Source organism: Amycolatopsis sp. NPDC051903, assembly GCF_044452505.1.
GTDB lineage: Bacteria > Actinomycetota > Actinomycetes > Mycobacteriales > Pseudonocardiaceae > Amycolatopsis.
This window is the reverse complement of record NZ_JBITBT010000051.1, coordinates 47,360-66,132: the sequence shown is the minus strand read 5'-3', so window position 1 is coordinate 66,132 and position 18,773 is coordinate 47,360. Positions and strand designations below refer to the sequence as shown.

The window sequence follows — 18,773 nt, the reverse complement described above, 5'->3', positions numbered from 1 at the left end:
ATTCCGAACGCGATGCCGAGATCACCTGCACAACTACATGATCAACGATCAGCGCGACCGAGCTCAAACCGGGTTACGAGACATCACTTAGGTCACCGCTCGATCAGGACAGCGTTGGCATGGAGCGTGTCGAGATACTCTCGCACTTTCCGGATTTTCCCATCGATGACTTCACACGAGAAGGCCACTCGATTCTCGTAAGTCTTGCCACTGTCGGAGACCCCTCGAGCGATGAACTCGACCACCACCTGATTTCCTTCAGCGATAGCACTGAAGATCTCAACTTGGACGCCGCCGGGGACGGCTGCGCCGATCTTGCCGAGAACCTCGATCAGCTCTGCCTTGGAGTGCACCCCGGCGAGTGGGAACTCGGCGGGGTTGCCCCCGACTCGATATTCCAGATCCTCGTCCAGCCGATCCATCGCCCCCTGATGGTTGCCAGCCGAGAGATCGCTGTAGAAGTCCAGTACCAGCGCCTTGTTCTGCTGAGACACGTCGGCGATCACCTTCGGATCGAATTCATTGAAGTCGATCTTGTCTTCGGTCATGTTCGGTTCATCCTTTTTGTACACCTGTGATTGATCTTGCGACCCGCTGGGACGGCAGTCCCGGCGGGTCGGTCACGGCAGCCGGCACCCGTCGTGACAGCCTCGCGTCCTGGTCCGCACCGACCGATTGCCACCGTAGGCCGCGACCAGGTCAGATCCTGTCCTGATCCGATCCGAGGGAGCGTGTGTCGTCAAGCCCTCTGCACGGCTGCTCCGGCTCTTGTCGACACTCGCGAGCCGGCCGTCCTGGACCAACCGGGAGCTCGCCGCGGAACTGCAGGTCACAGAGCGCACAGTGCGACGAGACATCGCCGGCCTCCGCGACCTTGGTTACAGCATCCAGTCGGACCCCGGCCCGTGGGGCGGCTATCGGCTCGGTGGTGGTGCCTTGCTGCCTCCGTTGCCCCTTGACGATGATGAGGCGCTCGCCGTCGTGGTGGCCTTGCAAGAGGCGGCGCTGTCCGGCTTGCTCGGACATGACCGGGCCGCGTTCACCGCCCTGGCCAAGCTGCAACGCTTGCTCCCGCCACGAATGGCCGCACGACTTGAGGGATTCCTCGGCATTGTCGTGCACACACCTCGCGCGGCCGAGGAACCGGTGACACCCACCGTCCTCCTGGCGCTGGCCACTGCCTGCCGTGCCCGAGAAGCACTTCTAATCACTTATCGTGACCGTCGGGAAAACTTGACATCACGCGAAGTGGCCCCCTGGCAGTTGGTGCGAACACGCAACCGCTGGTACCTGGTCGCGCTCGACAACGGCAAGCACGAGTGGCGGACTTTTCGTGCCGATCGTGTCATCGAGGCGCAACTGACCGGACGGCCGGCGAACCTCGTTGAGCCACCCGACGCCGCCCGCATGGTGTCCGAGATGCTGCTCGCCGAGTATCCGTTCTACGCCACCGTGCAGGCAGAAATCGACTTCGATCGTGCCCAGCGCCTGGTGCCACCCGGTGCGGGCTCACTCGAACCCGACGGAGCCGAGCGAACGCTCATCACGTTCGGGGGCCATAGTCTCGAGGAGATCGCAGTTCGAGTTCTTCAACTGGGGACTCGTGTACGAATCATCGAGCCGGTAGAACTGAAAGGTGCTCTTCGCGCTTGGATGGGTACCGTGATCGCGGACGACCCGGAGCCCTGAGCCCGCATCCACTGGCCGAATGGGGTTGAGCGTTTCCCGGTGACTTGTTGATCTTTGGGCGAACTCGGCGATTCATGGGCGTGCTGCCGCGGTGGTAGGCAGACCGCGGCAATCTCGGTTCCAGTCTCGTACCGGCCGGGCCGCCCGGGTTCGTGGTGGTTCACGTCATCGCCACCGGAAATCAACTACGCGACCAGCACAAACACCCGAACGAAGTGGGGCCAGATCAGAGTGCCGCTCCACGGCGTTGATCACCAGGTGGGGCAGATCAAGATGCCGACCAATCCCGCAACCCGAACACCGGGGCCACATCGGAATGCCGAACTGGGGCCAAATCAACTTGCCGAAATCAGGCGCGAGCGTGACCTTATTGCGACCGAGTTCGCCTCGTCGTGGAGATCGCGACAGTCACACTTCCTCGACCAGCACTTCGATTGCGGCTTACGGGGCGGTGAGTAGGCGCGAAACGCGATCTTGGTTGTTCCGCGTGGTGCACGGCTCAGGTCGAGTTGATCGCTTCCTGCCGGCATCCGGTGCGATCGCAGACACCAACCTTCCTGAGCCGCGCAGCGACGTCGGCGCCACGCGCGCGATGCCGAAGAAGATCGACGCTGCCGTGGCCGACGCCTAGCAGGTCACCGGATTCGCCGTGTTCCTTCATGAGCACTAGCTGGCTACGGTGGCGATCAGTGGCGGCATCCTCGCCGACGACCGCCGGCGTGTCGAAGACCAGGCCGGGGTCTACGGCACACAGTCCGGTTGTTGACGCTGGTCGGACGTTTCAGTCGGCATGGGTCTTCTCTTCGCTCAGTCCGCTGACGTAGTCGTGCAGGTCGTGCATGGGGCCGGCTTCTCAGCGTCGCTGTCGGTCCGGGCTTTGGTGCCGTCGGCCCTGCTATCATACGAACAGTTCTGTTCGATTAAGCAAGGTTCCGGTGAGGGGCTGTGCCGTGGTGACGCGGGTGCGCAAGACCAAGTCGGTGGACCGGATCCTGGACGCTGCCGCCGAGTTGTTCTACCTGCACGGGCTGCGGGGGGTCGGCGTCGAACAAGTCATCGAGCGTTCCGGGGTGGCCAAGTCGACCCTGTATGTCCACTTCCGTACGAAGGAGGACCTCGTCGCGGAGTACTTGCGGCGGACGGACGAGTCGTGGCGTGCGCGGTTGCGTGCCGCCGCGGAGGCGGCCGGACCAGTGGCGGCCGACCAGCTGGTCGGGGTTTTCGACGCGCTGCTCGACGCGTTCGACCGGCATGGCTTCTTCGGCTGCCCGTTCATCAGCGCTGCGGTGGAGACCACTTTGGACTCCGAGGCGCGGGCGATCACCATTGAGCACACCGAGCGGCGGCAGGCGTGGCTCGCCGAGCTGTGCGAGCAGACGGGCGCGCCGGACGCGCGCGGCCTGGCGCAGCAGATCGGCCTGCTCATCGACGGCGCGCTCGCTTCCGGGCGGCTGCTGCAGGATCAGGCCGTTGTCGACGGGGCGAAGGCTGCGGCCGGACGCCTCATCGGAAGTCACCTCGCTGCTGGGCGGTCGACTGCAGTCATCTGACAGATCCGTGCGCCTCGGCGCCGCGGCACGCTGTGAGCCGCATCAGCTCACCGCGAAAAGGGGCCGCCGTCATGCCGTTCGTCAACGTCAAGCTCGTCGAGGGTGTATTCACCGAGGAGGAGAAGCACGCGCTGGCCGCGGCTCTCACGGACGTGATGGTGCAGTTCGAGGGATCGGAAGCCTTCCGTGAGGTGGTGTGGGTCCTGATCGAGGAACTGCACACCGACGGCTGGCACATCGGGGGACGACCCTTCCGCGGCCCCGCCTCGCTCCTGGAGACCCTGACGAACTCCAAGTCTGTCGTGGAGACCGTCGACGGGCACCCGGCGACCCGACTGGAATGGGCAAAGGTCTCGCCGGTGAATCCGCGAACTGCTTGAGACTCCGTTTCCGTGACCGGGCGCCACCCTGGAGACCTCGGTCACAATCGGGCTTAATTAATCAAACAAGGTTGTTCGATTAAGCGAGAGTCTGGAGCCGTCGGGCGCGCTCCGGACGATGAACATCGAGCAGGAGTGAGGCTTCATGCGAGCGGTCGTACTCGAGGAGTTCGGGAAACCCTTGCAGTTGCGGGAGATCCGCAACCCCGAACCCGGGCCGGGACAGGTCCTGGTGCACGTGAAGGCCAGCGGAGTCAACCCGCTGGACTTGAAGATCGCGGCGGGTCAGGCCGCACACGCCCAGCGGGAGTTGCCTGCGGTGCCGGGGATGGACCTCGCCGGCATCGTCGACCGGGTGGGCGCAGGTGTCACCGGGTTCGCGCCCGGTGCCGAGGTCTACGGCCTCACCGGCGGGGTCGGGACGCTTCAGGGTTCTCTCGCCGAGGCCGTCGCCGTGGACGCGATGCTGCTGGCGCACAAGCCGCGATCACTGAGCTTCCGTGAAGCGGCGGCACTGCCGCTGGTCGTCATCACTGCCTGGGAAGGGCTGGTCGACCGGGCGCGGGTGGGGCCGGGGCACAAGGTGCTCGTGCACGGTGGCGCAGGCGGCGTCGGCCACGTCGCGATCCAGATCGCGCGGGCGTACGGCGCGGAGGTCTTCGCCACCGACGCCGCGCACAAGCTCGCCTCGATCGAGGCGTTGGGCGCCACGGGCATCGACTACCGGACGCCGGTTGACGAGTACGTCGAAAAGTACACCGACGGCGAAGGCTTCGACATCGTCTACGACACCGTCGGTGGCCCCGTGCTCGACGCGTCCTTCGCCGCGGCGCGCTACTACACCGGTCACGTGGTCAGCTCGCTCGGCTGGGGCACGCACCCGCTGGCACCGTTGTCCTTCCGCGGCGCCACCTACTCGGGCGTGTTCACGCTCCTGCCGATGCTCTCGGGGCGCGGTCGGGGTCACCACGGCGAGATCGCCGAGGCAGCCGCGGCGCTCGTCGACCGCGGCGAGCTGAAGCCGCTGGTGGACCCGCGGCGGTTCACGCTCGACACCCTCGCCGACGCCTACGCGTTGGTCCGGAGCGGCGCCGCCGCGGGCAAAGTCGTCGTCGACCTCGCCTGATCCGCCGCCGGCGGCCGCCCCGCGCCGTCGGCGCACGACCTTCCGAGCTCCCACTGCGGGGCCGACACGCCTTCCCCTCCTAGACCGGTGACCTCTGTTCTGCCTGCAATCCGCATGGTGTGTTCGCACCCGCGTCAGGTTGTCTGGCGATGCGCACAGACGGGAAGCGGAGGCCGATGGCGACGGATCTGGTGGGTCGGGTGGTGGACAGCGAGCACATCGCGGCGTCCGTGTCACAGGCCTTGCACGGCGTCGCGAAGCTGCTGTTGCTCGGCGATCCGGGAACCGGTAAGACGCGCCTGCTCGCTCTGGCCGGCGAGGTGGCCGCGCAGCGCGGCTTCCGGGTGGTCGCCGGATCCGCTTCGGCCGGGTCCGCGGCTGCGGGCGGCACGATCGTCGGCCGCCTGGTGGCGCCGCTGCTCCGCAGGCCCGGCGTGTGGCCGGCGTCGCTGCGGGACAGAGCGGAGGCGCTGGTGTCGGGGTCGGCCGAACCGATCGCCGGTGGGCTGGCGTTGCTGGCCATCGTGCGGCGCATCGCCCGGGACCAGCCGCTGGCAATCCTCGTCGACGACCTGCACTCCGCCAGCCGAGTCACCCGTGAGACGCTGACGGTGCTCAGCCGGGCGCTCTCGGCCGAGCGGGTGGCGCTGGTGTTCGCCGCCCGGGGCCCGTTGCCGCCGAGCCGCTTCGATGCCGACGTCCCGGTCTGGCAGGTCTGCCCCTTGCGGTCGTCCGACGCGTCGGTCCTGCTCGACCGCCAGCCGTCGGCGCCCAAGGGCTGGTGGCGTGGTGAGCTCTTGCGGCACGCGGGTGGCAACCCGCTGGTGTTGATCGAACTGGCCGCAGCCGCCAGCCTCGACGACGGCGGCTACCGGCTGATCCTGCCGGATCGGATGCGCCGGGAGCACTCCCGGCGCATCGCGACCTTGCCCGAGGCGACCCGGCGGGTTCTGCTGAGCGCGGCGGCGGCCGAAGGCGCCGATCACCTCGCGACCGTGCTGGCGGCCGCCGGTGCCGAACTGGCCGCCTGCGCACCCGCCGAGCTGGCCGGGCTTCTCACGGTGACCGGCGACCGGGCCGGGTTCGCTGATCCTGCGGTCCGCCTCGCCTGCTACCTCGGAGCGGATTTCGCGGAGCGGCAACGGGCCCACAGGGCGCTGGCGGCGGCCCTACCGCCGGACGCGGAACGCCGGCACTGGCACCTCGCGCTCGCCGCGGACCAACCGGACGAGGCGGCGGCGAGCGCACTGGAAACCGCGGCGGCCGCGGCGGCCGGGCACGGCGATCACTCCGCCGGCGCCGCCGCTCTCGAACGCGCGGCCGACGCGAGCACGGACGACGAACGGGCAGCGCGCCGGTATGCCACCGCCGCTCGCCAGGCCGCGCTCGCCGGCGACCACGCGTGGTGCCGTGAGCTCGTCGATCTGGGTCGAACCCGCTCCGCAGACCCGGACGTCCTCGGCCGGGCGCTGGCAGTCGAAGCCCAGCACCGCCGCCTGCGCGATCCCTCCACCGGGGTGCTGGGTGAGATCCGGGCTCTGCTGGCCAGGGGACTGGCCGATCGCGAGGCCGCGTTCGGCCTCGCCTTCGCCGCCGAAGTTGACGTTCTCGTCAGCGGCGACCCGCGCCACCGGGCCGGGCCGATGGAGATTCTCGCCGCGGCAGGTGAGCTCCCCGCCCGGTTCGGGGAACCCGATGTGCTGTTCTGCCGGAGCGCCGAGCAACCGGTCGTGCTGATCTCGGGAGCGATCAGTCCACGCGGCGGGCCGGCGGTGGGTTCCGGTGTCCCCGCCCTGGAAGACAAGCGCGACGACGTCTTTGTGAGCCAACCGCTCGCGCTCGGCGTCGGCGAGTGGCTCGAGGACCGCCCGTCCGCGGCGATGACGCAGCTCAAGAGAGCCCGGCACCTGCTGAGTCGCGCGGGCGCCGCGACCACCTGCCCGTTTTCCTACGTGGTGCTCCTCGACGCCTTGATCGAGTGCGGGCTGTGGCGCGAAGCCGACGAACTCGCCACCGAGGCGGAGACCGTAGCGGTGGCCGGGGCTTTCCCCGTACTGCGCCGCACGGTGCGGGCGCAGGTGCTGTCGCTGCTCACCCGTCGCGGTCAGGCTGATGCGGCCCTGGAGCAGCTCACCTCCTGGGAGCGGCGAGGACCCGGTGGGCGCATGGCCGAATGCCTGGTGCAGCACGCGTTCGCCCGGGCCTGGGCGGCGGCCGGCGACCACGCCCGCGCTTGTGAGCACTTCGAGCTCACGTTCGAGCCCGGTGGTGACGCGGCTCATTTCGCGTGGTCGTACCGGGCAATCGCCGAGTTCGCCCGGTCGGCGGCCAAGGCGGACCGGCCCGACGCCGTGTTGCGCGTCCTGGAGAGGATGGAGCGCACGACCCGGACCACGCCTCGGCGGGCCGCGCTGTTCCGGCATGCCGTGGCGCTGGTGTCCGATCCGGCGGACCCGGACGTCGAGTCCGCGCTGCGAGCTGTGGCCACCGCGAAGGAAGGCCGGGAGCGGCCGTACGAACACGCCTTCGGTTTGGTCGACTACGCGGACTGGCTGCGGACCCGGCGGCGCGACCGCGATGCTCGGCCGTTGCTGGCGGCCGCTCGTGACACCTTCGTCCGGCTCGGCGCAACGCGTGACGCGCGGGAGGTCCGGATACGGCTGCGTGCCACCGGGGTGCCGCAGGACGGCCCCGATCGGGAGGCGTTCGAGTCGCTCACGGCCCAGCAGCAGGTCATCGTGAAGCTGGCGGCCGAGGGGCTCACCAACCGGGAGATCGCCGCTCGCATGGGGCTCTCGCCGCGCACGGTCGGCTCGCACCTGTACCAGATCTATCCCAAGCTGGGGATCGTCAGCAGGCGGCAGCTGCACACCGTCGTGCCGGGGCCGGCATGATCCCGGCCAGGCTGGACCGTCTCGCCGCGGGTCTGATCACGCCCGGCCGGCCCGGCGGCTCGGCACTGCTGGTCACAGCGGGCCCGGGCACGGGGAAGACCCGGCTGGTCCAGGAAACCGTCCGACGGGCTCGCGCGGCCGGGTACGCGACCGTGCACGCATCGGCCTCCGACGGCAGCGCGGCCCAGCTCGCGGCTCCGTTCGTCGGTCAGGTGGGCACCACCAGCCTCGGCGCGATCGCCGAATGGCTCGACCGGACTGCTCGGGCACGGCCGGTGCTCTACGCCGTCGACGACGTGGACCGGATCGACGCGCCGTGGGTGACGGCACTGCTCTCGATGACCGAGGCGTTCCGCTCCCGGCCCGTCGTCTTCCTGCTGACCGCGTCCGGCGCGGTGGGCGGCCCGCGCCACCGCGGACTGGGCCACGCCACGCTGCCGCCACTGCCGCCGCCGGCGGCGGCCGAACTGCTGCGCGGGCTCCCCGTGCCGGTCACGGGTCGCCGGGCTATCGAAATCATGTGGCGCGCCAAGGGGAACCCGCGGGCCCTGGTCGAGCTGGGGCGTGCCGGCACCGAGGGCTCAGGGCTCGTGTCACCACGGATCCGCTCGATCTACGGGGAGCGGCTCGCCTCAATGCCCGAGGAAACCGCCCGAGCTCTGTTGTACGCGGCGGGCCGGGTGGGCGCGGAGCCGCTGTCCACTGTGGAGTGTGCGCTGCGCGACCCGACGGCGCGGCAGGACCTCTGGACGCCGGCGGTGTCGGCGTCACTCGTGGAGCTGGGCGACGACGTGACTTTTCCCGACCCCCTCGTCGCGGAAGCGGTCTACCACTCGGCGCCGGCCGCGGTTCGCCGGCAACTCCACGCCGACTTCGTGGCCGCGATCGCCGAACCGTCGTTCGAACGCGCCATGCACCAGGGCCGGGTGCCGCTGGGACCCGACGCCGACGCGGCGAACGCGCTGGAAGAAGCGAGCCGCCGCGCGCTGGCGGTCGGGGCGTTGCAGCAGGCCGGCCTCGCCGCCCACCGCGCCGCCGAGCTGCGGTCCGACCAGAGCGATGCTGCTCGCGCCTACCTGCTGGCCGGGCTCGCCGCCGCGGCGGCCGGTGACGGGGAGTGGGCCCGGGATGTCGCGCCGCTCGTGCTGCGCCGCACCGAGCGCCCCGATCTCCGGGCCGGCGTCGCGATGACCACCGCACTGGCTTTGTCGCGCAAGGGGTTGCAGCGCGAAGCGATGGAGACGCTGGAAGGTGCCGCGCGCAGCCACCCACCGGCTGACCGGCTGACCGCGCTCGGGTCGGCGGTCTGCGCCAGCGTGGTGGCCGCGGCCTCTGGCCTTGCCGAGCACCTCGCGGCGGCCCGTCGGCTCTTGCGCTTCGCCGACACTCTGGCGCTCCGGTCACCGCCGGTGCCCGTCCTCGGCTCCGCTGATCCCGACCTGCAGCGTGCCGCGGCCGAGGTCCGGCTCGACGCCGGCCGCGCGCTGTCTCGCCAGGAGATCGTGCGCCGTCCGGAATCAGGCGCCCGCGCGGCCGACCGGCTCGCGCTGGCCGAGCTCGCGGACCGGAGCGGCGCCGCGGAGCTCGCGGTCGAGCTGCGGTGGGGAGTGCTGATGGACCCAGTCGCCGAGCCGAGCGCACCCCATCACCCCGAGGCGTGGCCGCTGCTGGCGGCCGGCCTGATTGTCTCGGGCCGGTGGCCGGAGGCCGATCAGGTCCTCGGCGGCGCCGGGGACCTGGCCGCCACCCACGAGCTGACTTTGTTGCAGGTCGAGGTCTTCGCGCTCAGGGCGATGCTTCTGGCGTTGCGCGGCGACGCGCCGGGTGCTCGCTCACTGGCGGAAGGTGCGTGGCCGCTGCTCGACCTCGGCGTCAACCGGGAGGCTCATCGGGATCTGCTGCGTGCCCTGGGGTTCGCCGCGCTCACCGCGGGCGACTACGACACGGCCACCCGCGACTTCCTGGACATGGACGCGATGTGTGAGCTGGCCGGGTCGTTCTTCCCGCGCCTGCTGGACCCACTGGGCCTCGCCATCGCCGCCTCGCGTTCGGGGAGAACGCGGGACGCTCTCCCCGCCGTGAACCGGATCCGCGAACGGGCCGGCGCTCACCCGCCGGCCCACGTGAGCCTCGCCCTCGACCACGCCTACGCCTTGCTCTGCGACGACGGCTCGGCCGAGGAGCGGTTCCTGTCCGCGATCCACGGCCCCGGCGCACCGGCGCGGCCCGTCGAGCGGTCGCTCGCCCGCTTGCACTTCGGGGCGTGGCTGCGGCGCAAGCGACGTCCCTCTGAAGCCCGGCTGTACTTGACCGACGCGATCACAGGTTTCGATCGGCTCGGTGCGGCATCGTTCACCCAGGCCGCTCGCGTTGAGCTGCAGGCCAGCGGGGGACAGGCCGGCAGCGCCCCCTGCGCCGCCCCGCTCTCGGCCCAGCAAGTACTGATCGCCGGCCTCGCGGCGCAGGGTTTGGGGAACCCCGAGATCGCGGAGCGACTGCAGGTGTCGCCGCGGACGGTGAGCAGCCATCTACGCAACGCCTACCTGCGGCTCGGCATCAGCGGCCGCAATCAGCTCCGCCAGGCGTTGCCCGCCGAAATCTGGAGATCCGACGCGGTCCGGTGACCCGGCTGCCGCGGGAGTTCACCACCGCGCATCGACCCGCTTCGTGCGCTCGGCCAACGCGTTTTCGAGCCGGTCGGCCACCGCGGACCAGCCGGCTGCGCGCTCCCGCAGCGCCCGGGGTTCGGAGCCGGCCTGACGCGCCCGGCCGCGCAGCGCGGCGAGTTCGGTCGCGACCTTGACACGCTGGAGCGAAACGTCCACAAGAGACCCGCCGGGCATTCGCTCGATCATCGTGGCCAGCCGCCGCGACTCCCGCTCGAACCGCGGGAACCAGGTTCCCGGCCTCAGCGCGTACCCGAACACCAGGACGACCAGGCACCCGGTGGCCGTGTTCACCAAACGCTGCACCGCGACCGCCGGTCCGGTCGGACCGCCGTAGTCGAGAAGCAGCAGAACGAGTGGTGTGATGAGCACGGAAAAAGCCCAGTAGCTGCGGCGGACCGCCCACGGGATGAACCCGCACAGCGCCGCCAGGATCGGCAGCAGCCAGTACCCGCCGGAGAAGCAGGTCGCCACGGCGCCGAGGACCACGCCCACCGCCGTGCCGAAGCCACGTTGGACCGTCCGTGAGAAGACAGAGGCGAAGTCGGGCTTCAGGCACAGGGCGACGGTCAGGATGATCCAGTACCCGTGGCCGAACGGCGTGAGCTGGCGCAGCACCTCCGCCGCAAGCAGGCACAGGGACAACTGTGCCGTGAACGCCCAGGAACGGCCGTCCCCGAGGCGCTCGGCGACAATGCGCGCGACCGGGATCGGCCGGGCAACCGGGAGCGGCGCCGACAGAATTCCGGCGAGAGCCCCTGGCAGTGAAGGGGCGCGTGGCGCAGGGCCGGACACGTTCGTGACCGCAGCCGCGTATTCGCCCAAAGCCGCGGCGATGTGCGGCGACGTACTTCGCGCGCGCAGGAGCGTGGCGAGCACGCTGGTGGTGCCGAGGATCGAGCGGTACACCGCGATCCGCTGCCCGCGGGCCGGCCGGACGGGCCGCGCAGTCAGCACGAGGTCCGCGGCCGCGCCGAGCGCGCCATCGGCGCTGCGCCCGAGTGCGGCGGGCCGCGGGGAGCCGGCCCAGCCGGCGAGCGCTCCGACCGCGTCGGCGAGTGCCCGGGCGTAGAGCCGGTCGGTGCGCTCGAAGGCGCTTTGCAGCCACATCCCGGCAAGTGCGACGACGCCGCCGGCGAGGTAGGCGCACACCTTGTCGCGCAGGGCCAGGTCCACGGAGATCCCGCCCGCGATGGCCATCTGAACGAGCAGCTGCATGGCGGCCCACGACAGCCCGGAACCCAGGCAGCTCAGAAGACCCGCGAGCAGACCGAACGCCAGCACGACGGCGATCGGACGCACCCCGCCGCCGGCCGTGAGCGGTCCGGCCACCATCGCGAGCGCGCCGGCGGCGAGCCCGCCGCCCGACCGCAGGGTGCGCTGTCCCGTCGTGCCGCCGCGTTCGCTCAGGACGATGAGCAACGCCGACAACGAGGCGTAGAGCGCGATCGCGGGGCCGCCGACCGCGTAGCTCACCGCGGAGACGCCCGGCAGAGTCAGCGCGGAGCGCACCGAATCGCGCCAGGGCACCGGGGACCGTGCGAACGCGAGCGACGCGGTGAACCAGTGCGGCACGATCGTGCGCCGGTGACGGGTGCTGCACTGTCGCATGTCGTCCCCCGCGTGGCCCGATGGCGCCCGGCCGCGCGGCCGGGCTCGGGCCGACGGTGCCAGTGCCGGCCCGGAAACGCCTCGGTCGAATGACTGCCTTTCCTCGCCGGTCAGTCGTCGACGGCGGCCAGGGCGTCCCGCAGCGCCGCGCGCGAGGTGACCCCGAGCTTGGGGAAGATCTGGTACAGGTGCGCGCCGACTGTCCGGTGCGACAGGTAGAGCTTTTCGGCGATCTGCTTGTTGGTCAGGCCTGACGCGGCCAGGCGGGCGATTTCCCGTTCCTGAGCGGTGAGCGCGCCCACGGGCAGCCCGGTGCGCGCGCCCGTGGACGACGACCAGCCTGCCGCGCGCAGCTCCTTCGCGGTCCGTTCCGCCCACGGCCGGGCGCCGAGCCGGTCGAACACCTCGCTCGCCGCCAGCAGCTGGCCTCGGGACAGCGCGGTTGATCGTGCGCGCCGCAAACGCTCCCCGTAGGCAAGCCGGACTCGCGCGGCATCGAACTGCCAGCGATCGACGTCCGGAATCGCCAGCGCCTCCTCGAACCGCTCGACGGCTTCGCGGTCGGAACGCGCGCACAGCGCCTCCGCCGCGTGGACGTGCAGGGCGAGCCGTGGTGAGAGGGCCGACACCCCGGAATCCCGCATCGCACGCAGGTGAGCTGCCGCCTCGGCGTCGCGGCGGGTGCGGACCGCGGCTTCGACCAGGTCCAGCATCACCCACAACGCGTGGGGCGTGTGGGGTTCCAGCCTGCCCGCGGGACTGACCGCGGTCGCGTGGTCGTAGGCGCGGTCGAAATCGGCGCGGGCCAGTGCGGCGACGGTGCGCGCGTGCCCGGCGAGGTCGAGCGCGGCTTTGACACCGCGCGGTGCGGCCCAGCCGATCATCCGCGCGGTGGAACGGGCGCTCGTGTCCTGGTCACCGCGGGCGCCTGCGACCAGCGCCCGGTTGTAGTCGTAGTACCACGCGAGGAACTCGTATCCGTGCTCCGCGCAGAGCGCCAGCGCCTCGCCGGTCAGCTCGTCGCACTCGTCCCAGCGCCCGGTGAGGAAGTTGTCGAGGCAGAGTTGCATCATCGCGCCGAGCTGCCGCCGCACGGGCCCGCCACGGCGGCCTTGGCGGACCACCTGCCACGACACCTGGCGGATTTCGCCCAGCCGGTCGGTGTAGACGGCGGCGCTGCCCAGCCGGTTGATTCGGGCCAAGTCCGCGTCCCGAGGTGCCCGCGCCAGCAGCGCCTCGAGTTCGCCCACGGTCGCCGCCCCGGCTCCGGCCGGGTTGCCGAACAGTCTCGCCGCGACCGTCATCAGCGGAGGTGGCGCGGGCCGCACCCGGCCGAGGACGCGGTTGAAAAGATCCCACAGCTCGCTGCGGCCGGCGTAGTAGGACAGCAGGAGCAACGTGTCGAGCGCCGCCGCCAACGTCGGGTCGCCGCCGTCGTACTTGTGGTCGCCCGCTTCGATGGCGCTCAGCAGCAGCCGGTGCGCGGTCTCGACGGTCCCGTCGCCGCTGAGGAGCAGGAAAGCGGCCGCGGCGGCGGAGTGCAGCGTGCGGACCCCGGGGGCTGCCCGCCGGGCGTCCTCGAGCAGTTCCCGTACGTCGTGCATCCGGCCGGCGGACTCCGTGCCGAGGTAGGCCGCCTCGGCCAGCCGGCGCGCACGAGCGGCCGGTTCCGGGCTGAGCTCGGCCGCGCGGGTGAGCGCGGCGACCGCCGCAGCCGCGCTGCCGCGTTCGAGGATGAGGTGCGCCGCTTGCTGGAGCAGCGTGGCCACCTCCTCATCGGGCTCCAGCGAGGCTTCGCCGAGGTGCCAGGCACGCCGTTCGGGCTGGTCGGCCAGGGCGCCGGCCAGCGCGCGGTGTGCTGCCCGGCGTTCGAAGCTGGTGGCCGCGGTCACGACCGCGGAGCGGATGAGGGGGTGTCGGAAGAGCAGCCGGCGGGTCGTGGTGTCCACCTGGACCAGCTGCGCGCGTTCGGCCGGGGCGAACTCGGCCAGGTCGGGCCGGCCGCCCATCAGCAGCGCGCAGGACTGCAGCACACCGAGCTGACCGGTGCCGTCGAGCGCGGCGGCCAGCAGCAGCCTGCGGGTGGTGTCGGCGAGTCCGGCGATCCGGCCGGCGAACACGTCCTGCAGCCGTTCGGACAGCGGAAGGACCTCCGGCACTTCCTCGTGGGCCAGTTGCTGCGCGGCGGTGAGCGCGGTCGGCAATTCGAGCAACGCGAGGGGGTTGCCCTTGGCGCTGTCGAGCAATCGATCGCGAACCCGGTCCGCCAGAGCGGGGAACCGCAGCCCGACCAGCAGTTGCGCCGCTTCCTCGTCCAGCGGCGGAAGTTCGTACGCGGGCAGACCGCTGTGCCCGAAGAATTCGTCGGCACCGGTGCGCATCGCACCCAGGAAACCGACACCGGTTCCGGGAAGCCGCCGCGCCATCAGCCCGAAGACCGTCGCACTGGCACGGTCGATCCACGGCAGGTCGTCGACGACGAGCAGGACGTGCCGCTCGGCCACCGGGCCGCGCAGCAGCGCGATCGCCGCGTTGGCGACGAGCAACCGGTCGGGACGCCGGCCGGCGGTGAGGCCGAGTGCGACGTCCAGCACCTCGCGGTGGGTGCCCTCGAGTGCGCCGAGGACGCCGAGCAGGGGGAACAGGGCCTGGTTGAGGCCGGAATACGCGATGTCGGCCTCGAACTGCACGCCGGCCGCGCGCAGCACGAGCGTGCCCGTTTCCGCTTCCGTCTCGGCGATGGCGTCGAGCACGACCGATTTGCCCACGCCGGCCGCACCGGTGAGGAGCACAGCTCCACCCGCGGCAGGCAGGAGTGACTTCACCCGGCGCAGATCCTCCCGGCGGCCGATCACCGCGGAACCCGGCTCGGCGGTGGCCGCGGACAGTTCGCTCACGGTCGGCGACGCCGGTCGGGGCCCGGGTTTCCCCGCCGGGGGCTGCTCCGGTTCCAAAAAGAGATCACCAACTCCTGTTCGGAATATGAGGGCTTCGGTGTCGCGGAAAAACGGCGACGGCCCGGAACCTGTGTAGCAGAAGGCGCCCCGCGGCCAGGCCGCTTGGCAGGACGCGCCACCCCGGCGAGGGCGAGATGGACAGTCACATGACGGATGGAGCCGCGACACGCACGGGCGAGACTGACACGAGTACCAGGCTGAACCGGCCAATTCGGACGGTCAGCGGGCCTTCGGCCCGCCGGGGCCGGGAAGAACGGAGGGAGACAGGTGATGATCACGTTGGCAGCCGCGGAAAAGGCCATTCAGGCCGGTAAGGAGAAGAGTGCCGAGCTCGGTGTCGCGTTCACCATCACGGTCGTCGACGCCGGCACGCATCTGATCGCGGCGGCCCGGGTGGACGGCGCCGCGCTCGCCGCGGTGGAAACCAGCCACACCAAGGCGCGCACCGCCGTCCTGTTCGAACAGTCCACCCAGGACCTCGTGCCCGCGGTACAGCCCGGCGCGCCCCTGTTCGGCATCGAAGCGGCCACCCGCGATCCGCTGGCGTTCGTGCCGGGTGGCATCCCGGTGTTCGAGAACGGCGCGCTGGTCGGTGCGATCGGTGCGGGCGGCGGCACGCCCGATCAGGACCACGAGGTCGCCGCGGCGGCCGTCGCGGCGCTGTGAGGACGCCATGACCGTCCCGGAACCGGTTTACGCCAAGGGCTTCTCCCTGGTCGGCCACTCGGACCAGGGAGGACGGCCGGACGCGATGCAGGTGCAGTACCACCGCGACCACGTCTACGTCGGGCACCTGTTTTCGGGCGGCTTCTCCGTGCTCGACGTCCGGGACCCCCGTTCGATGCGGGTGCGCCACTTCGAGCCCGCGCCGCCGAACACCTGGAACATCCACCTGCAGGCCGCCGACGACTTGCTCCTGGTGATCCACGCCAAGGACCTGTGGGCGGAGTTCCGCGACGAGTCGGCGTACTACGGAGGTTCGGTCGGCACCCGGCTCGCGGGGACGAACCGGAACTGGAGTGCGGGGGTGGCGATCCACGACATCAGCGACCCGGCCGACCCGAAACCGATTTCCTTCCTGCCGGTGGAGGGCGTGGGGGTGCACCGGCTCTGGTACACCGGCGGCCGGTGGGCATACGCGTCCGTGCTGTTCGACGGTTACACGGATTACGTGTTCGCGGTGATCGACCTCGCCGACCCCGCGCGGCCGAAGTGGGCGGGAACCTGGCACCTGCCCGGCATGCACGCCGCGGCCGGGGAGACGCCAGGGTGGGATACGAAGCGGTGGCGATACGCACTGCATCACGCGATCGTCCACGACGACGTCGCTTACGCGTCCTGGCGTGACGGCGGCCTGACGGTGCTCGACCTCACCGACCGCGAAGCACCCCGGCTCGTCGTGCACCGGAACTGGTCGCCGCCGTTCGGCGGGGGTACCCACACCGCGTTGCCCCTGCCCGGCCGGGACCTGCTGGTCGTCGCGGACGAGGCGGTGGCCGACGAGCTCGCCGACGGGCTCAAGCACGTGTGGGTGTTCGACATACGTGAACCGGCGAACCCGGTGAGCATCGCGACGTTTCCGACGCCCTCGGACGACGCGTACAGCGCGAAGGGCGGTCATTTCGGCCCGCACAACTTGCACGAGAACCGGCCGGGAACGTTCGTGTCGGAGTCGTTGATCTTCGCTACGTATCAGAACGCCGGGCTGCGAGCGGTCGACCTCACCGATCCCTACCGCCCGGTCTCGGTCGGGGCGTTCGTGCCGGCGGCCCCGGCCCGGCTGATCGACCCTCGGCCGGGTCGTCCCCGGGTGATTCAGACCGCGGACGTGACCGTCACCGAGTCCGGGCTCGCGTTCATCACCGACTACAACGCGGGTCTGTATGCCGTGCAATACGAGGAGGTCTGAGTGATGCGGGTGGTCGTGCAAGAGCGGCTGGGCGGCCCGGAGGTGCTGACCGTGATCGAGCGCGCTGTGCCGGAGCCCGGCCCGGGGGAGGTGTTGGTCCGGGTGCGGGCCGCGGGGATCAATCCGGTCGACTGGCAGACGCGGGCGGGGCAGGGCGTGGCTCGGGGCATGGGGCCGATGCCGTTCACCGTCGGCTGGGACGTGTCCGGCGAAGTCGTCACCGTCGGCTCGGCCGTCTCGGATTTTCGCCCCGGTGACGAGGTGTTCGGGATGCCGCGGTTTCCCGCGCAGGCCGCTGCGTACGCCGAGTACGTCGTGGCGCCGGCTGGGGAGCTGGCGCCCAAACCGCGACGGCTGGACCACGCGCACGCCGCGGCCCTGCCGCTGGCCGGGCTCACCGCGTGGCAGGCTCTGACGGGCAAGGCCGGTGTCCGGCCGGGGCAGCGAGTACTCGTGCACGCCGCGGCGGGCGGGGTCGGCCACCTCGCGGTGCAGATCGCCAAGGCGCGTGGTGCCTACGTCATCGGAACCGCGAGCGCCGGAAAGCACGAGTTCCTCCGCGAGCTCGGTGCCGACGAGCTGATCGACTACCACCGGCAGAGCTTCGAGTCGGTGGTGTCCGACGTGGACGCAGTGATCGAGCTGGCCGGTGGCGACAACGCCGCGCGCTCCCTGCGCACGTTGCGTCCCGGTGGTGTCTTGGTCGACGTCGCGCACGGGGGACCGCGAGGACTCGGCGCCGGAACCGGGCTGCGGGTCACCACGATGCTCGTCAAGCCCGACGGACGAGCACTTCGTGAACTGGCCGCCCTCGCCGACGACGGCCGGCTGCGCGTGGAGCTGGACTCGACTTTCGACCTGACCGAGGCAGCCGTGGCTCACGCCGTCGGTGAGAAACGCGCCACCACCGGAAAGCTCGTGCTGCGATGCGCCAGTGGCGCTGAGGCCCGATCGTGAAGGCCGTTCGACAGCACGAGTTCGGCGGTCCCGAGGTGCTGCGCTGGGAGGAAGTCCCGCGCCCGGTGCCCGGCCCGACCGAAGTGCTGGTGCGGGTTCGCGCCGGGAGTGTGAACCCGGTCGACGGCAAGACCAGAGCCGGTTCGAGCCGGGTGCGCGAGCTGCCACTCGTGCTCGGCTGGGACGTCGCCGGGGAGGTGGTGGAACTCGGGGCGGGCGTAACCAGGTTCTCGGTCGGTGACGAAGTGCTCGGCATGCCGTGGTTCCCACGACCGGCCGGGGCGTACGCCGAGTACGTGACCTCACCGTCGAGGCAGCTCGTCCGCAAGCCCGCCACCATGGATCCGACGGCCGCCGGGTGCCTGCCACTGGCCGGCTTGACAGCGTGGCAAACGCTGGTCGACGTCGGCCGCGTCACCTCGGGCGATCGCGTCCTCGTGCACGCCGCGGCGGGCGGGGTCGGGCACCTCGCGGTGCAGATCGCGAAAGCCCGAGGGGCATACGTCATCGGCACGGCGAGCGCGGAAAACCACCCGCTGCTGCGGAAGCTTGGCATCGACGCGGTCATCGACCACCGCACGACCCGGTTCGAGGACGTTACCGACCAGGTCGACCTGGTGCTCGACCTTGTCGGCGGTGAGACCTCACGGCGATCCGTCGGGCTGTTGCGCCCGGGAGGCTGCTTGATCTCGGTCCCGAGCGGCACGACCGGCGATCTCAGCGACGAGGCCGGGCGCCGGGGTGCGCGCTGGAGCGATTTCCTCGTCGAGCCGGATCAGGTCGGCCTCGAAGGCCTGACGGCGCTGGTCACCTCAGGCCGGCTCGAGGTGGTGGTGAGCGCGGCGTTCCCGCTCGCGGCGGCGGCGGACGCCCACCGCGCCTGGGAAGGCGCCCACGGTCCCGGGAAGATCGCCCTCACCGCCTGAAACAGCCACGAGGACGGCCGCCGCGGCGACGTCTCATCGAGGCAATCCGCGCGGTGTCCGCCGCACCCCGGCCACCTGCCCGCGTGCACTTCTGTCGGTTCCGCTCAT

General features: G+C 71.0%; 14 protein-coding genes. 10 read left to right on the top strand and 4 right to left on the bottom strand.

Annotated elements, in window-relative coordinates:
- Nucleotides 1-92: 92 nt before the first annotated feature.
- Nucleotides 93-548, bottom strand: a complete 456-nt coding sequence (locus ACIA77_RS47730) for a nuclear transport factor 2 family protein (RefSeq protein WP_395892844.1) — start codon at nucleotides 546-548, stop codon at nucleotides 93-95.
- Between the two features lie 163 nt (nucleotides 549-711).
- Here ACIA77_RS47730 and ACIA77_RS47725 point away from each other — a divergent pair, with 163 nt between their 5' ends.
- Nucleotides 712-1,689: a helix-turn-helix transcriptional regulator gene (locus ACIA77_RS47725; protein ID WP_395892846.1), complete on the top strand. Its 978-nt coding sequence runs from the start codon at nucleotides 712-714 to the stop codon at nucleotides 1,687-1,689.
- A gap of 499 nt (nucleotides 1,690-2,188) precedes the next feature.
- Here ACIA77_RS47725 and ACIA77_RS47720 read toward each other — a convergent pair whose 3' ends face one another.
- The gene (locus ACIA77_RS47720; RefSeq protein WP_395892843.1) at nucleotides 2,189-2,350 is read right to left on the bottom strand and encodes a hypothetical protein; all 162 of its coding nucleotides are present in this window, start codon (nucleotides 2,348-2,350) and stop codon (nucleotides 2,189-2,191) included.
- Nucleotides 2,351-2,651: 301 nt separating this feature from the next.
- On the opposite strand from ACIA77_RS47720, the gene ACIA77_RS47715 reads away from it, so the two are divergent.
- From ACIA77_RS47715 to ACIA77_RS47695, 5 genes are all read left to right on the top strand, one after another.
- Entirely contained in the window at nucleotides 2,652-3,239 is a 588-nt protein-coding gene (locus tag ACIA77_RS47715; RefSeq protein ID WP_395892842.1) for a TetR/AcrR family transcriptional regulator, read from the top strand.
- Nucleotides 3,240-3,310: 71 nt separating this feature from the next.
- Entirely contained in the window at nucleotides 3,311-3,619 is a 309-nt protein-coding gene (locus tag ACIA77_RS47710) for a 4-oxalocrotonate tautomerase family protein (protein WP_395892841.1), read from the top strand.
- 145 nt (nucleotides 3,620-3,764) lie between these two features.
- Nucleotides 3,765-4,745 (top strand): zinc-dependent alcohol dehydrogenase family protein, encoded by a 981-nt coding sequence (locus tag ACIA77_RS47705; protein WP_395892840.1) that lies wholly within the window; start codon nucleotides 3,765-3,767, stop codon nucleotides 4,743-4,745.
- Between the two features lie 176 nt (nucleotides 4,746-4,921).
- Nucleotides 4,922-7,639 carry a LuxR C-terminal-related transcriptional regulator gene (locus ACIA77_RS47700; RefSeq protein WP_395892839.1) on the top strand — a complete coding sequence of 906 codons (2,718 nt, stop codon included), beginning with the start codon at nucleotides 4,922-4,924 and terminating at the stop codon, nucleotides 7,637-7,639.
- Nucleotides 7,636-10,263, top strand: a complete 2,628-nt coding sequence (locus tag ACIA77_RS47695) for a LuxR C-terminal-related transcriptional regulator (protein WP_395892838.1) — start codon at nucleotides 7,636-7,638, stop codon at nucleotides 10,261-10,263. The genes ACIA77_RS47700 and ACIA77_RS47695 overlap by 4 nt, the downstream gene beginning before the upstream one ends.
- Before the next feature lie 18 nt (nucleotides 10,264-10,281).
- Here ACIA77_RS47695 and ACIA77_RS47690 read toward each other — a convergent pair whose 3' ends face one another.
- Together ACIA77_RS47690 and ACIA77_RS47685 are read right to left on the bottom strand one after the other, a co-directional pair.
- Nucleotides 10,282-11,916: an FUSC family protein gene (locus ACIA77_RS47690; RefSeq protein WP_395892837.1), complete on the bottom strand. Its 1,635-nt coding sequence runs from the start codon at nucleotides 11,914-11,916 to the stop codon at nucleotides 10,282-10,284.
- A 110-nt stretch (nucleotides 11,917-12,026) separates the two neighbouring features.
- Nucleotides 12,027-14,813 (bottom strand): AAA family ATPase, encoded by a 2,787-nt coding sequence (locus tag ACIA77_RS47685; protein WP_395892836.1) that lies wholly within the window; start codon nucleotides 14,811-14,813, stop codon nucleotides 12,027-12,029.
- A 330-nt stretch (nucleotides 14,814-15,143) separates the two neighbouring features.
- On the opposite strand from ACIA77_RS47685, the gene ACIA77_RS47680 reads away from it, so the two are divergent.
- From ACIA77_RS47680 to ACIA77_RS47665, 4 genes are read left to right on the top strand one after another with little or no spacing between them, the layout of a single operon-like run.
- On the top strand, nucleotides 15,144-15,539 hold the full coding sequence (locus ACIA77_RS47680; protein WP_395892835.1) for a heme-binding protein: 396 nt from the start codon (nucleotides 15,144-15,146) through the stop codon (nucleotides 15,537-15,539).
- A 7-nt stretch (nucleotides 15,540-15,546) separates the two neighbouring features.
- Nucleotides 15,547-16,782: an LVIVD repeat-containing protein gene (locus tag ACIA77_RS47675; RefSeq protein ID WP_395892834.1), complete on the top strand. Its 1,236-nt coding sequence runs from the start codon at nucleotides 15,547-15,549 to the stop codon at nucleotides 16,780-16,782.
- A 3-nt stretch (nucleotides 16,783-16,785) separates the two neighbouring features.
- The gene (locus tag ACIA77_RS47670) at nucleotides 16,786-17,739 is read left to right on the top strand and encodes an NADP-dependent oxidoreductase (protein ID WP_395892833.1); all 954 of its coding nucleotides are present in this window, start codon (nucleotides 16,786-16,788) and stop codon (nucleotides 17,737-17,739) included.
- Nucleotides 17,736-18,665 carry an NADP-dependent oxidoreductase gene (locus ACIA77_RS47665; RefSeq protein ID WP_395892832.1) on the top strand — a complete coding sequence of 310 codons (930 nt, stop codon included), beginning with the start codon at nucleotides 17,736-17,738 and terminating at the stop codon, nucleotides 18,663-18,665. The genes ACIA77_RS47670 and ACIA77_RS47665 overlap by 4 nt, the downstream gene beginning before the upstream one ends.
- Nucleotides 18,666-18,773: the final 108 nt, after the last annotated feature.

Excerpts from the sequence above, each read along its gene's own strand:
- ACIA77_RS47730 (WP_395892844.1), bottom strand. The coding sequence starts at position 548 with ATGACCGAAGACAAGATCGACTTCAATGAATTCGATCCGAAGGTGATC.
- ACIA77_RS47720 (WP_395892843.1), bottom strand. The coding sequence starts at position 2,350 with ATGAAGGAACACGGCGAATCCGGTGACCTGCTAGGCGTCGGCCACGGC.
- ACIA77_RS47710 (WP_395892841.1), top strand. The coding sequence starts at position 3,311 with ATGCCGTTCGTCAACGTCAAGCTCGTCGAGGGTGTATTCACCGAGGAG.
- ACIA77_RS47705 (WP_395892840.1), top strand. The coding sequence starts at position 3,765 with ATGCGAGCGGTCGTACTCGAGGAGTTCGGGAAACCCTTGCAGTTGCGG.
- ACIA77_RS47700 (WP_395892839.1), top strand. The coding sequence starts at position 4,922 with ATGGCGACGGATCTGGTGGGTCGGGTGGTGGACAGCGAGCACATCGCG.
- ACIA77_RS47695 (WP_395892838.1), top strand. The coding sequence starts at position 7,636 with ATGATCCCGGCCAGGCTGGACCGTCTCGCCGCGGGTCTGATCACGCCC.
- ACIA77_RS47690 (WP_395892837.1), bottom strand. The coding sequence starts at position 11,916 with ATGCGACAGTGCAGCACCCGTCACCGGCGCACGATCGTGCCGCACTGG.
- ACIA77_RS47680 (WP_395892835.1), top strand. The coding sequence starts at position 15,144 with ATGATCACGTTGGCAGCCGCGGAAAAGGCCATTCAGGCCGGTAAGGAG.
- ACIA77_RS47675 (WP_395892834.1), top strand. The coding sequence starts at position 15,547 with ATGACCGTCCCGGAACCGGTTTACGCCAAGGGCTTCTCCCTGGTCGGC.
- ACIA77_RS47670 (WP_395892833.1), top strand. The coding sequence starts at position 16,786 with ATGCGGGTGGTCGTGCAAGAGCGGCTGGGCGGCCCGGAGGTGCTGACC.